Annotated in this window: 12 protein-coding genes and 2 rRNA genes; 10 read left to right on the forward strand and 4 right to left on the reverse strand. The window is 59.7% G+C overall.

Annotated elements, in window-relative coordinates:
- Window positions 1-90 precede the first annotated feature (90 nt).
- Genes HDE75_RS16325 through ppnP form a run of 8 tightly spaced genes read left to right on the forward strand, consistent with a single transcriptional unit; the run spans window position 91 to window position 9,021 of the window.
- Window positions 91-1,902 carry a methyl-accepting chemotaxis protein gene (locus tag HDE75_RS16325; protein ID WP_183676703.1) on the forward strand — a complete coding sequence of 604 codons (1,812 nt, stop codon included), beginning with the start codon at window positions 91-93 and terminating at the stop codon, window positions 1,900-1,902.
- 4 nt (window positions 1,903-1,906) lie between these two features.
- Window positions 1,907-2,362, forward strand: a complete 456-nt coding sequence (locus HDE75_RS16330; protein WP_183676702.1) for a chemotaxis protein CheW — start codon at window positions 1,907-1,909, stop codon at window positions 2,360-2,362.
- Entirely contained in the window at window positions 2,359-3,594 is a 1,236-nt protein-coding gene (locus HDE75_RS16335; RefSeq protein ID WP_183676701.1) for a CheR family methyltransferase, read from the forward strand. The genes HDE75_RS16330 and HDE75_RS16335 overlap by 4 nt, the downstream gene beginning before the upstream one ends.
- A gap of 17 nt (window positions 3,595-3,611) precedes the next feature.
- Window positions 3,612-4,298: a chemotaxis protein CheW gene (locus HDE75_RS16340; RefSeq protein WP_183676700.1), complete on the forward strand. Its 687-nt coding sequence runs from the start codon at window positions 3,612-3,614 to the stop codon at window positions 4,296-4,298.
- The gene (locus tag HDE75_RS16345; RefSeq protein WP_183676699.1) at window positions 4,295-6,583 is read left to right on the forward strand and encodes a hybrid sensor histidine kinase/response regulator; all 2,289 of its coding nucleotides are present in this window, start codon (window positions 4,295-4,297) and stop codon (window positions 6,581-6,583) included. Before HDE75_RS16340 ends, HDE75_RS16345 begins: the two co-directional genes overlap by 4 nt.
- 10 nt (window positions 6,584-6,593) lie before the next feature.
- Window positions 6,594-7,646, forward strand: coding sequence for a chemotaxis-specific protein-glutamate methyltransferase CheB (gene cheB, locus HDE75_RS16350; protein ID WP_183676698.1), 1,053 nt, complete (start codon window positions 6,594-6,596; stop codon window positions 7,644-7,646).
- A gap of 10 nt (window positions 7,647-7,656) precedes the next feature.
- On the forward strand, window positions 7,657-8,682 hold the full coding sequence (locus tag HDE75_RS16355) for a diguanylate cyclase (RefSeq protein WP_183676697.1): 1,026 nt from the start codon (window positions 7,657-7,659) through the stop codon (window positions 8,680-8,682).
- A 24-nt stretch (window positions 8,683-8,706) separates the two neighbouring features.
- Window positions 8,707-9,021: a pyrimidine/purine nucleoside phosphorylase gene (gene ppnP / locus HDE75_RS16360; protein ID WP_183676696.1), complete on the forward strand. Its 315-nt coding sequence runs from the start codon at window positions 8,707-8,709 to the stop codon at window positions 9,019-9,021.
- Between the two features lie 109 nt (window positions 9,022-9,130).
- Here the strand turns inward: ppnP and murB are convergent, their stop codons facing one another.
- Window positions 9,131-10,159 (reverse strand): UDP-N-acetylmuramate dehydrogenase, encoded by a 1,029-nt coding sequence (gene murB / locus HDE75_RS16365; RefSeq protein ID WP_183676695.1) that lies wholly within the window; start codon window positions 10,157-10,159, stop codon window positions 9,131-9,133.
- Window positions 10,160-10,342: 183 nt separating this feature from the next.
- On the opposite strand from murB, the gene HDE75_RS16370 reads away from it, so the two are divergent.
- Window positions 10,343-10,828 (forward strand): YajQ family cyclic di-GMP-binding protein, encoded by a 486-nt coding sequence (locus tag HDE75_RS16370; RefSeq protein WP_183676694.1) that lies wholly within the window; start codon window positions 10,343-10,345, stop codon window positions 10,826-10,828.
- Between the two features lie 183 nt (window positions 10,829-11,011).
- Window positions 11,012-12,274: a nitronate monooxygenase gene (locus HDE75_RS16375; RefSeq protein WP_183676693.1), complete on the forward strand. Its 1,263-nt coding sequence runs from the start codon at window positions 11,012-11,014 to the stop codon at window positions 12,272-12,274.
- 53 nt (window positions 12,275-12,327) lie between these two features.
- Here the strand turns inward: HDE75_RS16375 and HDE75_RS16380 are convergent, their stop codons facing one another.
- From HDE75_RS16380 to HDE75_RS16390, 3 genes are all read right to left on the reverse strand, one after another.
- Window positions 12,328-13,632: a leucine-rich repeat-containing protein kinase family protein gene (locus HDE75_RS16380; protein WP_183676692.1), complete on the reverse strand. Its 1,305-nt coding sequence runs from the start codon at window positions 13,630-13,632 to the stop codon at window positions 12,328-12,330.
- Window positions 13,633-13,708: 76 nt separating this feature from the next.
- Window positions 13,709-13,821, reverse strand: a 5S ribosomal RNA gene (gene rrf, locus HDE75_RS16385).
- Between the two features lie 139 nt (window positions 13,822-13,960).
- Window positions 13,961-14,040 (reverse strand): 23S ribosomal RNA (locus HDE75_RS16390); the annotation flags it as partial.

A 14,040-nucleotide genomic window follows, 5' to 3' on the forward strand; every position in this document is an offset into this window, starting at 1 on the left:
CGCCCATACCATGAAATACCCCCATTTTGCTGTCTGCATGGCAAAATGCTACAGTGCAAATTAGTTGAACTTTCCCGATCCGGAGCCCCCATGTTCAAAGACCTGAGTATCAAGAATAAACTGTATATGGGCTTCGGCTCGATCGTGGCCATCATATTGATACTGCTGGGTGTCGCCTACAACAGCTTTACGCGGCTGTCCGAAGCCAATGGCTGGGACCGGCACACGATGGAGGTACTGATCGAGATCGACAAGATTCACAATTCCATCCTGCAAATCCAGGTGGAAACCCGCGGTTATCTGCTGAGCGGCAACGAAGTCTCGCTGAACCCGGAAACCGATGAAATGGCCGTGCTCACCCAGCACACGCAAAAGGCGATCGCCATGACCGTCGATAACAAGCCGCAATCGGAACGTTTCCGCAAGATCGACCAGCTGGCCAGCACCTGGGTCAAGGAATGGATCAATCCGCTGATCGACAAACGCCGCGCGCTGGGCAACACGCCGGGCGCAGCCGATACGGTGGCGCGCATGATACCGCCCGGTGGCTCGCCCGGCATCTTGCAGGCGAACAAAATGCTCGACGATGCGACCGCCGAAGAAAACCGCTTGCTGGCCGAGCGTAGCGCCCGCTCCGCCAGTTTGCAGGAAACCATGCTGCTGACCCTGTCGCTGGGCGGTCTGTTGTGCATCGTGCTGGCGCTGGCGATTGCCTACATCCTGGCCAAGGCTATCCTGAATCCATTGAATAATCTGACCGATGCCGTGGGCCGCATCGCCGGTGGCGAGCAAGGCGCGCGCGCCGCCATCATCTCGGGTGATGAACTGGGCAAGGTAACCACTGAATTTAACCGCATGGCGCAAACCATCCAGGACAACCAGGCCAATGAACTGGCCGCCACCAACACCTTGCGCGCCAAGGTCGATTCCTTGCTGGAAGTGGTGTCGAAAGCGGCATCGGGCGACCTGACAGGTAAAGTGACCATCACCGGCAGCGACGCCATCGGCCAACTGGGCAATGGCTTGGCGAAGATGTTTGAAAACCTGCGCAGCCTGCTCAACAACGTGCAAAAGGCCGGCATCCAGGTGACCACCTCGGCCACGGAAATCGCCGCCTCGGCGCGCCAGCAGGAAGCCACTGGCATCGAGCAGGCGCAAACCAGCGTGGAAATCCTCAGCACCACCAAGGAAATCTCGGCCAATACCAGCCAGTTGCTCAAAACCATGGAAGACGCCACCGCCGTCGCCGACTACACCACCAACGCCACGGCCGAAGCGCAAAACAATTTGAAACGCATGGATTCGACCATGCAGCACATGGTCTCGGCCACCGATTCCATCAACGCCAAGCTGGCAGCCCTGTCGGAAAAAGCCAGCAACATCAACAGTGTGCTGATCACGATTACCAAGGTGGCCGACCAGACCAATATCCTGTCGCTGAACGCCGCCATCGAGGCGGAAAAAGCTGGTGAAGCAGGACGCGGCTTTTCGGTCGTGGCGACCGAGATCCGCCGCCTTGCCGACCAGACCTCGGTGTCTACCTGGGATATCGAACAGATGCTCAAGGAAATGCAATCGGCCGTGTCGGCCAGCGTGATGGGCATGGATAAATTTTCGGAAGAGATACGCCGCAGCGTGGGCGAAGTGCGCCAGGTGGCCGAGCAATTGTCGTCGGTGATGGACCAGGTGCAAAAACTCACGCCGCAGTTCGACGCCGTACTGCAAGGCATGCAGTCGCAGGCGGTAGGTGCGTCGCAGATTTCCGACACCATGATGCAGCTCAACGACGCCACCCAGCAAACGGTGGAATCGCTGAAAGCCACCAGCGAAGCGGTGCACCAGCTGCAGTATGCGGCCGGTGACCTGCAATCGAGCGTATCGAACTTCGCCGTCACCATCTGATCCCATGAAAGTACTGGTCTTTCACATCGGACGCGACCGCTACGGCTTGCCCCTGGCCTCCATCGTGCGCGTGCTGCCGCTGCTGGAACTGAAGCAGCTGCCGCTCACACCAAGCTATGTGGCCGGCCTGATGGATTTGCACGGCACGCCGGTGCCCGTGATTGACCTCTCGCGCCTGGCCGGCCTGGCGCCGGCGGCAGCCCAATTCGACACGCGCATCGTCATCGTCGACTATCGCGCACCGGAAGGGACCACGCACTCGCTGGGCCTGATGGCCTCGCAAGTACGCGGCATCGCCGACATCGAGGAACAGCAGTGGGAAGACAGCGGCGTCGAAACCGCGCCCTTCCTGGGCCAGGTCGCCAGCGATGCGGACGGCATGGTGCAGCTGGTGGAACTGGAGCAGCTGCTGCCAGCCGACGTGCGCGCGCTGCTGTTCCAGCCACGGAGCGCGCCATGACGGTACAAACGCTGCTGCGCCGCGCCACCGGCTTGTCTGTCTCGAAAGTAGTAGCAGAACGGGCGGTCCAGCAGCGCATGGAGCAGACCGGCCACACCGGTAGCGAGGCTTATCTGCAAGCGCTCACGCCGGCGGAAATGACGCAGCTGATCGAACTGGTGGTGGTGCCCGAGTCGTGGCTGTTCCGCGACCCGCAAGCGTTCTATACCACCGTCGACATGGTGCGCGAGCGCTGGGCGCGCGGGCGCAGCACACGAATTTTGTCGATTCCCTGCGCGGGCGGCGAAGAGCCATATTCGATGGCGATGGCGCTGCGCGACGGCGGCGTGCCGAAACAGGCGTTCAGCATCGACGCCTATGACCTGAGCCCTGGCTGCATCGAACGGGCGCAGGCAGGCGTATATGGCCGCAATGCCTTCCGCGCACAGGATGTGGCTTTTCGCGAGCGTTATTTCACGCACCTGGCCGACGACGCCTACCGCATCATGGACGCCTTGCGCGAACAGATCACCTTTAAACAAGGCAATCTGCTGCAGTTCGACACCGCCAGCTATCGCCATCATTACGACGTCATCTTTTGCCGCAACCTGCTGATCTATTTCGACAAGCCGACCACGCGCGCGGCCGTCGAGAAACTGTCCGACCTGCTGGCCGACGATGGCATGCTGCTGGCAGGCTATGCAGAAGTGCCGGCGTTTTGCCAGAATGGCTTTACGCCGCTGCAGCACCGCCAGGCCTTCGCGCTGAAAAAGGATGACGCACCGGCTGCGGCTCACACCGCCATACCGCCAGTCCGGCCAACGCCAGCACGTACGCTGCGCAGCGTGCCGGCCACGCCACGGCCTGTGGCTCCATCTGCTGCTGCACCGCCGCGCAGCCGGCCCGTGCCGGTGCCCTCTTCCAGCGCCGCCACGCCTGTCGATTTGCTGGCCGAAGCGCGCCTGCTGGCTGACCGTGGCCAGTTGCGCGAGGCGGGCGAAAAATGCCACGCCCACCTGGCCCGCACACCCGAGGCGGCGGAAGCCTATTTCATGCTCGGCATCATCAATGAACTGGCTGGCAAAATGGATCTGGCCGATGATTACTGGCGCCGCTGCATCTATCTGCAACCTGACCACTATGAGGCGCTATGCCATCTGGCCCTTCTGGCCGAGCGCAATGGCAACAGCACGGCCGCCGCCACCCTGCGGGCGCGCGCGGCACGCGTCTACCAGCGCCGGCAAGCCACTTGATCAGCGGGGAAACGACTATGTATACAACTACGGGCACCGACGTCCAGGATGTCATCCACGATTGCTGGAACCATATCGGCGTGGTCGGCGACCAGAGCTGCACAAAACTGCCGGCCAACGTCCATTGCCGCAACTGCGAGGTGTATGCCGATGCGGCCCAGCGTAATCTGCAACGCCCTGTCGATGCGCACTATCAGCAGGAATGGGCCAGCCATTTCCGCGCCGTCAGCGATGGCGGCGCCGTCAAGGATAGTTCCGTGCTGGTGTTTCGCCTCGGCCGCGAATGGCTGGCGCTGCCCACGCAAGTGTTCGACGCGGTGGCGCCGCAAGCGCGTACCCACGTGCTGCCGCACCGCAGCGGCGCCGGCCTGTCTGGCATCGTGAATATCGGCGGCAAGCTGTATCCCTGCATGTCATTGGCAACCTTGCTCGGCATCGACGAACAGGGTGCGCCTGCCGCCCGCGGCCGCCACACGTTTGCGCGTCTGCTGCTGATGCGCTGGGAAGACCAGTCCTACGCGCTGCCCGTGGCTGACTTGCATGGTATCGTGCGCTATGCGGCAAGCGCCGTGCAGACGCCGGCGGCGACCATCAACAAGGGCCTGTCGCGCTATCTGTCGGGCGTCATTACCGAAGGCGAACTGCGCATCGGCTGCCTCGATACAGCACTGATCGGCTTTCAACTTGCGAGACTATTACGATGAGCCAGGACAAGCAGGGCGACCTGAGCGCCTTTTCCATGCTGGACCTGTTCCGCATGGAGGCTGACAGCCAGACGCAAATCCTCACCGACGGTTTGCTGGCCATGGAACGCCATGCGAGCAACGCCAGCGCCGTGGAGGCGATGATGCGCGCCGCGCACTCGATCAAGGGCGCGGCCGCCATCGTCGGCCTGCAAGTGGTGGTGCAACTGGCGCACGGCATGGAAGACAGTTTTGTCGACGCCCAGCACGGCCGCTTGAAACTGACGCCGGAGCGTGTCGATGTGCTGCTGTCGGGCGTGGACCTGATCGTGCAATTATCGCGCCTGGACGATGCGGGCGCAGAGGCCTGGCTGGCCGCCAACGCGGCGCAGATCGATACGGTGCTCAATGCCATCGCCGGCATCGCTGACTTGCCCGAACTGCCTGCCTTGCCAGCCGCGCCTGCCGCTGCCGTGGCAGAAGCGCTGCCGCCCGAAGTACAGGAAGCGCTGTCTGGCGGCCTGGCGGGCGACGAAGCACTGAACACCGCGCCGCGCGCAGTGGCAGGCGCAGTTGCCAAGGCGCCCGCGCAAAACTTTGACCGCCTGCTGTCGCTGGCCAGCGAATCGCGCATCAATGCGCACCAGATGCATCCCTTTATCGGCGCGCTGCAGCGCTTCAAGCGCAACCAGAGCAGCCTGTTTTCCGCCATCGAGCACCTGCACGAGGCGATCTCGCGCTCGGGCGACGCCGGCCTGATGGAAAAATCCCTGCTGGCGCTGCAAAAGACACAGCCGCTGAAACAATTCATGCTCGAGCATATCGCCGACATCGAAAGCTATGAGCGGCGCCTGCTGGCCGTCTCGCAAGGCATGGTCGATGAAGTGCTGGCGCTGCGCATGCGCCCTTTTCGCGATGGCATCCACGCGTTCCCGCGCATGGTGCGCGACCTGGCCCGCAGCCTGGGCAAGGAAGTGCAGCTGGAAATCGATGGCGAAGACACGCTGGTTGACCGCGACATCCTGGCGAAAATCGAAAGCCCGCTGAACCACATGCTGCGCAACGCCATCGACCATGGCATGGAAACGCCATACGAGCGCATCGAAGCGGGCAAGGCGCCGCTGGGCACCATTCACATGGAAGCGCACCACCGCGCCGGCATGCTCAGCATCGAGATCAGCGACGATGGCCGTGGCGTCGACCTGGAAAAAATCCGCCAGTCCGTGATAGCCCGCAAGATGGCCAGCCCCGTGATGGCGGCCGCACTATCGCCGGGTGAACTGCTGGAATTCCTGTTCCTGCCCGCCTTCAGTCTGAAGGAAACCGCCAATCAATTGTCCGGGCGCGGCGTGGGCCTCGATATCGTGCACGAAACCATACGCCAGCAAAACGGCACGGTGCGGCTGGAGTCGGAAACGGGACGCAGCTTCCGCGCCCTGATCACCCTGCCCCTGACGCAATCGATCGTGCGCGCGCTGGTGATCACGATCCAGGGCGAGGCCTACGCCATCCCCATCGTCAAGGTGGAAAGCGTGGTACGCGTGCCGCAGGAAGCCATCCATACACTGGAAAACAAGCAGTTCTTCGAGCTCAAGGGCGAGCATCTGGGCCTGGTGTCGGCCGCGCAGGTGCTGGAACTGGGCGAGGCGAATGCGGGTGGCACCGACCTGCCAGTGGTAGTGATCGGGCGCGGCAAACAAAGCTATGCGCTGGTGGTCGACGCCATCCGTGGCGAGCAAAGCCTGGCCGTGCAGGCCATCGATCCGATCTTCGGCAAGATGCGCGATATTTCCGCTGCCGCCCTGCTGGACGATGGCGAGCCGGTGCTGATCCTCGACGTACCCGATTTGCTGCTGTCGATAGAAAAACTGCTGCACGAAGGCGGCTTGCGCCAGCTGGCCCAGACCGGCCACGCCGAACAGCGCCGCGCCAAGCGCGTGCTGGTAGTCGATGATTCGCTGACGGTACGCGAAATGGAGCGCAAGCTGCTGCTGGCGCGCGGCTTCGAAGTCGATGTGGCCATCGACGGCATCGACGGCTGGAACGTGGTGCGCAGCGGCGAGTATGATCTGGTGATCACCGACGTGGATATGCCGCGCATGGATGGCATCGAACTGGTGTCACTGATCAAGAAAGACTTGCACCTGCACAAACTGCCGGTGATGATCGTGTCGTACAAGGACAGGCCGGAAGACCGGGCCCGTGGCCTGTCCGCCGGCGCCGATTTTTATCTGACCAAGGGCAGCTTCCACGACGAGACCCTGCTCGACGCGGTGGCCGACCTGATAGGAGATGCGCGTTTATGAGTTGGGTTTCATGAAAATTGCAATCGTTAATGATGTGGCCATGGCGGCCGAAGCGCTGCGCCGCGTCGTGGCCAGCACGCAGGAACACCAGGTGCTATGGATCGCCCGCACGGGATTGGAGGCGGTACGCATGTGCCAGGACAATCGTCCGGACCTGATCCTGATGGACTTGAACATGCCCGAGATGGACGGCGTCGAAGCGACGCGCCTGATCATGGAACAAAGTCCGTGCGCCATTCTGGTCGTCACGGGCCGTCCGCAAGACAACGTCAACCAGGTCTTTCGCGCGCTGGGCGCCGGCGCGCTCGACGTCACCGCGACGCCCGTGCTGCAAGGAAAAGTTGGCGGCGATAGCGAATTGTTGGCCAAGATCAAGACGATCGGCAAACTGATACGTCATAGTGCTGAAACTTCGCTCGTGCGTCAGGCGAACAATTATGCTGGTGAACGCAGCGAAGGACAAGTGACCAGCCTGGTGGCCATCGGCGCCTCTACCGGCGGGCCATCGGCGGTGGCCAATGTGTTGGCGGGCTGGACGGCTCCGCCCGGCTGCGCCATCGTGGTGGTGCAACATATTGATGAAACCTTTGCCTCGCACTTTGCCAAATGGCTGGACGACCAGCTCAGCATGCCGGTACGCGTGATTGCTGAGGGCGATGAACTGGTGTCCGGCACGGTGCTGATCGCAAAGACCAACGATCACCTGCTGCTGGATCAACATTATCGCCTGGGTTACGATGCAGCACCGCGCGATTATGTGTATCGCCCATCGGTTGACGTTTTTTTCAATTGTGTAGCCCAGCATTGGCGTGGCGAGGCGATCGGTGTGTTGCTAACAGGCATGGGCCGCGATGGCGGCGACGGCTTGCTGGCTATGCGCCGGGCTGGCAAGGCGACCATCGCGCAAGACCAGGCCAGCAGCGCCGTGTATGGCATGCCGCGCGCGGCGGCTGAACTTGATGCCGCGCAGCAAATCCTGCCCTTGGACAAGATCGGCGCCAGCCTGCGCAACCGCCTTGGCGCCAAACTCAACAATGGGTACGAGCCCGCCCCTAACATCTGAAAAGAATGCAATGCCAGAATTTTCCTCCAGACTGCCCCAGCACGAACCCGCCCTGACGGAATTCAAGGTCAGCGTTTTGCTGATCGACGACCAGTTGATCATCGCCGAAGCCATACGCCGCATGCTGAGCGATCAGCAGGATATCGAATTTCACTATGTTACGGATGCAACGCAGGCGCTGGACACGGCGCTGCGGCTGCAGCCGACCGTGATTCTGCAAGATCTGGTCTTGCCCGGTACCGATGGCTTCGCGCTGATCAAGCTGTACCGCGAACAGGAAGCGCTGGCGCATGTGCCCGTGATCGTGCTGTCGGCCAAGGATGACCCTAAATTGAAGGCCTACAGTTTTGCCGTGGGCGCCAATGATTACGTGGTAAAACTGCCCGACCGGCTGGAATTGCTGGCGCGCATACGCTACCACTCGAACGCCCACATCAGCCGCTTGCAGCGCGACCAGGCGTTTCGTTTCTTGCGCGAAAGTCAGAAAAACCTGGCCGACGCCAATATCGAATTGCAGAAACTGGCCGCCCTCGACGGTTTGACAGGCATCGCCAACCGCCGCCGCTTCGATGAAACCCTGCATTTCGAATGGCAGCGGGGCCAGCGCGACAAAGCGCCACTGAGCCTGCTGTTTTGCGACATCGACCATTTCAAGAGCTATAACGACCAGTTCGGCCATCTGGCTGGCGACCTGTGCCTGAAAAAAGTCGCCGCCGTGTTGACTGAACATTTAAAACGCCCGGCCGATCTGGCCGCCCGCTATGGTGGCGAGGAATTCGCGCTGATCCTGCCGGAAACGGAACTGGCCGGCGCGCTGCAAATCGCCGAAGCGTGCCGCCGCCAGCTCGAAGGTTTGCAGATTGAAAACCCGGCGGCGGCGGCCCGCATCGTCACCATGTCGATCGGCGTAGCCACCGTAGTGCCGTCGCCGAAATCAACAGTGGAAGCCTTGATCAACCGCGCCGACCAGGCCCTGTACACGGCCAAGCGTGGCGGGCGCAACAGCGTGCTGAGCGCTGAAGAGACCGGAGACTGATTTTTAACCGCAAGAAAGGCAAGCATGAGTACGCAACTGGAACATGTCAGCGTCGTCAAGAAGTCGAATATTTACTTTGATGGCAAGTGCATCTCGCACAATGTCATTTTCCCCGATGGCACGAAAAAAAGCGTGGGCGTGATTTTCCCGTCCTCCTTGCGTTTCAACACGGGTGCGCCGGAAACCATGGAAATCGTCGGCGGCCTGTGCAAGGTGCGCCTGGCTGACGCCAGCGAGTGGCATAGCTATGGCGCAGGCCAGGAGTTCAAGGTAGCGGCAAACAGCTATTTCGATATTGAGACGCTAGAAACACTGGATTACGTCTGCCACTTCGGCTGATCCACGCAAAAAAATGCCCATGGCTGCGTTGTACTGCCTCGCCGTACTATTCGTACTGTCTTCGGCAATACGCCTGGCCCTGAACATTTTTTAAACGTGAATCATTAAATCAGACGAACACCGGTTCCGGCGACAGGCGCACGCCATATCTGGCTTCGACATCGTCCTGTATCGCCTCGGCCAAGCGAGTAATGTCCGCGCCACGAGCGCCGCCATTATTCACCAGGACCAGCGCCTGCCTGGGATACACTCCCACCGGGCCCAGGTTCCGCCCCTTCCATCCGCACTGATCGATCAGCCAGCCAGCCGCCAGCTTTTCCGTGCCATCGGGCTGCGCATGGTGCACCAGCGCCGGAAAACGTTCCAGCAAGGCCTTGCATTGCTCATGCGACACTACCGGATTCTTGAAGAAACTGCCCGCATTGCCGATCACGGCAGGATCAGGCAATTTGCGCCGGCGTATCGCCATCACGGTATCGGCCACCTGCTGCGGCGTAGGAGCATCAAGATTCTGCTCGGCAACGGCTTGCGCCAGTTCGCCATAACGCAGGTTAGGCTGCCAGTCGGCCGGCAAGGCAAACGTTACTTCCAGCACAATCAGGTCGCGGCCGTCGGCCTGCTTGAAAATACTGTCGCGATAGGCAAAACGGCAAGCTTCGCTGTCCATCTCATACACGATGCCGCTGGACGCATGCATGACGGTCACCTTGTGCAGGACATCCTTGATTTCCCCCCCATAGGCGCCGATATTCTGGATAGGCGCGGCGCCCACCGTGCCGGGAATCAGTGACAGGTTTTCCAGGCCGCCCACGCCCTGCGCCAGGGTCCATTGCACGAAATCGTGCCAGTTTTCACCGGCGGCGGCCGTCACCAGGATGGTGTCGAGCGTGGCTTGCGCCAGACGCATGCCGCGCGTGGCCATATGCAGCACGGCGCCGGGAAAATCGCCGGTCAGCACGATGTTGCTGCCGCCGCCCAAAATCAGGCGCGGCATGCCGGCAATTAGCGGATCACGCAGTGCCGCCTGCAGTTGCGCGGTAGAAGTAATGGACACATAGGCTGCGGCGCTGGCCTCGATGCCGAAGGTATTGAGGCGCTGGAGAGAGTAATTGTGTTCGATGGTGAGCTCTGAAGACATGGGATAAGGAATTTTTGCTGATTATAGAGCTAAAGCGACAAAAAACCATCTCAGGACAAGGGCGGTTCGCCCGTTGTCCGTTAAAATGTCGCATCTTTAACAGGGCCGTTTCATCGCACCAGATCAGGCGCAAAGGCCCGGCGCGCCGAGCGCGCGCTCGCTTTAACCAGAAAGGAATAGACCATGCCGTCATTTGACGTAGTCTCCGAAGCCGATATGATCGAAGTGAAAAATGCTGTCGAACAATCCAACAAGGAAATTTCGACCCGCTTCGACTTCAAGGGCAGCGACGCCCGCGTAGAACACAAGGAAAACGAGCTGACCGCGTTTGCCGATTCCGAATTCCAGCTCAGCCAGGTACGTGACGTGCTGACGAACAAGTTGACCAAGCGCAAGGTCGATGTCCGCTTCCTCGACGAAGGCGACATCAAGAAGATCGGCGGCGACAAGGTCAAGCAAGTCATCAAGATCAAGAATGGCATCGAAACGGAAGATGCAAAAAAAATCGTGCGCGTCATCAAGGACAGCAAGATGAAAGTGCAAGCCAGCATCCAGGGCGAATCCGTACGCGTCACTGGCGCCAAGCGCGACGACCTGCAAGCGGCCATGGCCATGCTGCGCAAGGACGTGCCTGACATGCCGCTCGAGTTTAACAACTTCCGCGACTGATCAAACAAGGCTGCTGCGCCTGTATGGCGTAGCAAGAGAACCGCGCAATGCCTCGGGTGCATTCCCGCTTGGGGTAGAATTGGGGCATGCGCAAAGCTGCATGCCGCGCGCTGGCAAGGGACAAACTTGCTGGCGCGACAGTACATCTGGCTCAGTGATAACCACGGTAGTCTAAGGATAGCAATGAAACGTGTTGATGATTTCCGCCTGCGATTTGGCAAAAAAGAATATGTGCCCATTATGATAGGCGGAATGGGTGTGGACATTTCCACCTCGGAGCTGGCGCTGGAAGCAGCCCGGCTGAACGGTATCGGCCATATTTCCGATGCCATGGTGGAAGATGTGTCGGACCGCCGTTTCGATACCACTTTCGTCAAAGACAAAACGAAACTGTACAAGTTCAACATCAATAATAGCGACAAGGCCGTGGTGCAGTTCGACCTGGGACGCCTGGCAGAAGCGCAACGCCTGCATATCGGCAAGACCATGGAAGCGAAAAAAGGCGATGGCCTGATCTTCGTCAACTGCATGGAAAAGCTGACCATGAATGGCCCGCGTGAAACCTTGCGCGTACGCCTGAATGCCGCGCTCGACGCCGGCATCGATGGCATCACCCTGTCGGCCGGCCTGCACTTCGGCTCATTCGCCCTGATGGCCGACCATCCGCGTTTCCGCGACGCCAAGCTGGGTATTATTGTCTCGTCCGTGCGTGCGCTGCAGATTTTCCTGCGCAAGAACGCCAAGCTGGACCGTTTGCCTGACTTCATCATCGTCGAGGGTCCATTGGCCGGCGGCCACCTGGGTTTCGGCATGGATTGGGCCAATTACGACCTGCACACGATTACCGTCGAACTGCTGGCTTACCTGAAAGCCGAACAGCTGGACATACCGCTGATCGCTGCCGGCGGCATCTTCACGGGCAGCGATGCCGTGTCCTTCCTGGAAGCAGGCGCGGCCGGCGTGCAAGTGGCCACCCGCTTCACCGTCACCCATGAGTGCGGCTTGCCAGCCAAGGTCAAGCAGGAATACTACAAGGCATCGGAAGAAGACATCATCGTCAACGGCGTGTCGCCAACCGGCTATCCGATGCGCATGCTGAAAAACACGCCAGCCATCGGCGCCGGCATCCGTCCAGGCTGCGAATCGTACGGCTACCTGCTCGATGCAACGGGCAATTGCGCCTACATCAATTCGTATAACCGCGAAGTGGCAGCCCATCCGGAACAAAAAACCGTGGTGGTGATGGACAAGACCTGTTTGTGCACCCATATGCGCAACTTCAACTGCTGGACCTGCGGCCATTACACCTATCGCCTGAAGGACACCACACATAAGCTGGACAATGGCCAATACCAGCTGCTGTCGGCCGAACACGTCTTCAAGGACTACCAGTTCAGCGTCGACAACCAGATCGCCCTGCCTGAAAAAGAAATTATTCAAGGCTGAAGTTTCGCAATCTGAATGAAAAATGGCGCAGCCCGTGAAGGCTGCGCCATTTTTTATGCCTGTTGCATGCGCAACAGCGTGTTTTCAATCTTCTCGAAGCATGGCCGCTGCAATACGTCATCTTGCAAACAGGCATCTCGCAAGGCCAGCAAGTCGGATGGGCAGCCGTCGCCATGCTCAATCAATTCGCCAAGCAAGACACCAAAGGCACGCGCTTCGATTCCCTGCAAGCTCGCCGCCTGCAAGGAATCCGGATCGAACATGGAAGCGGCGCCAAAGTCGCCCAGCAGGCAAGCTCCCCCGTCGGCATGCAGAATGTTATGGCCATACAAGTCGCCATGCAGGATGCCATGTGCATGCAATTGCCGCACGGCCGAAGCAATGCCCTGGGCCAGCGCCACGACTTGCTGCAAACTAAAACGCAGGCCATCCGCATACACGTCGCGGGTACAGGAATCCAGGCTCGGTGGTCCGGCCAGATTACGGAAAGCAGCATCGATCAAGGGCATGACCAGGCCCATCGCACCTTGCGGATGGCCTTCGATAGTACCGAGGATGGAAATCAGGTGATCATGCCCCCCCGCGCTGACACAAGCGGCCATCTCGCTGCGCGGCGAGCCATCGCTGGTCATTGCCCCCTTAAACAGTTTAACCGCCACATCATTACCGTCGAACACAGCCTGGTAAATCACACCCGAGGCGCCCTCGCCCAATACTGGGCCGATCTGCAAACGCTGCCAGGCGATACCTGGGATATCTGCTTGTTCCAGGGCCGCTATTTCACGCGCCTCACTGACAGGATTACCCGCATACGCCAGCCAGCTCAGGCGAGGCAGGGATAACAGCCATTCAGGCAAGGCGGTAAAACGATTGGCAGCGATACGCACCAGTTCCAGCTGCGTGCAAAGGGCCAGCGACGCTGGCAAAGCGGTAAGTTGATTTCCCGCCAGCATTAATTTCTGCAATTGCGTACAGCGGCCGGTTTCTTCTGGCAGGGCTGTAATGGCATTGTCGGTCAGGGTCAGCCAGCGCAGCTTGGGCGGCAAGGATGTGGCCGGCACCGTATGGATCTGATTGGCCTTGAAACCGATCATGCTCAGTTCGGGGCAAGCCCCGAGCACGGGCGGCAAGACAGTGAACAAATTATCCGAACAAAATACGATGCGCAGCTTGTGCAGGCGCGGCAAATCGTCGGGCAGGCTGCTCAACTGATTACCAGACAGGTCGAGAATTTCCAGGCTGTCTGCCAGGTCAAAGATTTCAGTCGGAAAAGCGGTCAATCCGCAAGTCAGTTTTAAACGGCGTAGGCCCGCCAATCGGCCAGAGCGCAGTTCTTCCAGGGTATGTAAAGCAGACATGGACGCCTTTCAAAGCATCAGACGAAAAAAAACCCCACCGGATACCGGAGGGGTTTTTCTCTACTACGAATAACAAGCCTGACAATAACCTACTTTCACACTGGTTGCAGCACTATCATCGGCGCAAAGTTGTTTCACGGTCCTGTTCGGGATGGGAAGGGGTGGGACCAACTTGCTATGGTCATCAGGCATAACTTGTACTGACGCTTGTTCTCGGTTGAGCAACAAGGCCATGAATCTGGAAGAAGCAAAGATTGGGGTAATGAATAGTTGTATCAACACACACGCAACGTTGTACCGTCTTATCCTCTGCACCTGCTAAGGTTATAGGGACAAGCCGTACGGGCAATTAGTACTGGTTAGCTTAATGCATTACTGCACTTCCACACCCAGCCTATCAACGTCCTG

This window comes from Janthinobacterium silvisoli (genome assembly GCF_014200725.1).
Classification (GTDB): Bacteria; Pseudomonadota; Gammaproteobacteria; order Burkholderiales; family Burkholderiaceae_D; genus Janthinobacterium.

Coding starts and splice junctions, on each gene's coding strand:
- HDE75_RS16325 (WP_183676703.1), top strand. CDS start 91: ATGTTCAAAGACCTGAGTATCAAGAATAAACTGTATATGGGCTTCGGC.
- HDE75_RS16330 (WP_183676702.1), top strand. CDS start 1,907: ATGAAAGTACTGGTCTTTCACATCGGACGCGACCGCTACGGCTTGCCC.
- HDE75_RS16335 (WP_183676701.1), top strand. CDS start 2,359: ATGACGGTACAAACGCTGCTGCGCCGCGCCACCGGCTTGTCTGTCTCG.
- HDE75_RS16340 (WP_183676700.1), top strand. CDS start 3,612: ATGTATACAACTACGGGCACCGACGTCCAGGATGTCATCCACGATTGC.
- HDE75_RS16345 (WP_183676699.1), top strand. CDS start 4,295: ATGAGCCAGGACAAGCAGGGCGACCTGAGCGCCTTTTCCATGCTGGAC.
- cheB (WP_183676698.1), top strand. CDS start 6,594: ATGAAAATTGCAATCGTTAATGATGTGGCCATGGCGGCCGAAGCGCTG.
- HDE75_RS16355 (WP_183676697.1), top strand. CDS start 7,657: ATGCCAGAATTTTCCTCCAGACTGCCCCAGCACGAACCCGCCCTGACG.
- ppnP (WP_183676696.1), top strand. CDS start 8,707: ATGAGTACGCAACTGGAACATGTCAGCGTCGTCAAGAAGTCGAATATT.
- murB (WP_183676695.1), bottom strand. CDS start 10,159: ATGTCTTCAGAGCTCACCATCGAACACAATTACTCTCTCCAGCGCCTC.
- HDE75_RS16370 (WP_183676694.1), top strand. CDS start 10,343: ATGCCGTCATTTGACGTAGTCTCCGAAGCCGATATGATCGAAGTGAAA.
- HDE75_RS16375 (WP_183676693.1), top strand. CDS start 11,012: ATGAAACGTGTTGATGATTTCCGCCTGCGATTTGGCAAAAAAGAATAT.
- HDE75_RS16380 (WP_183676692.1), bottom strand. CDS start 13,632: ATGTCTGCTTTACATACCCTGGAAGAACTGCGCTCTGGCCGATTGGCG.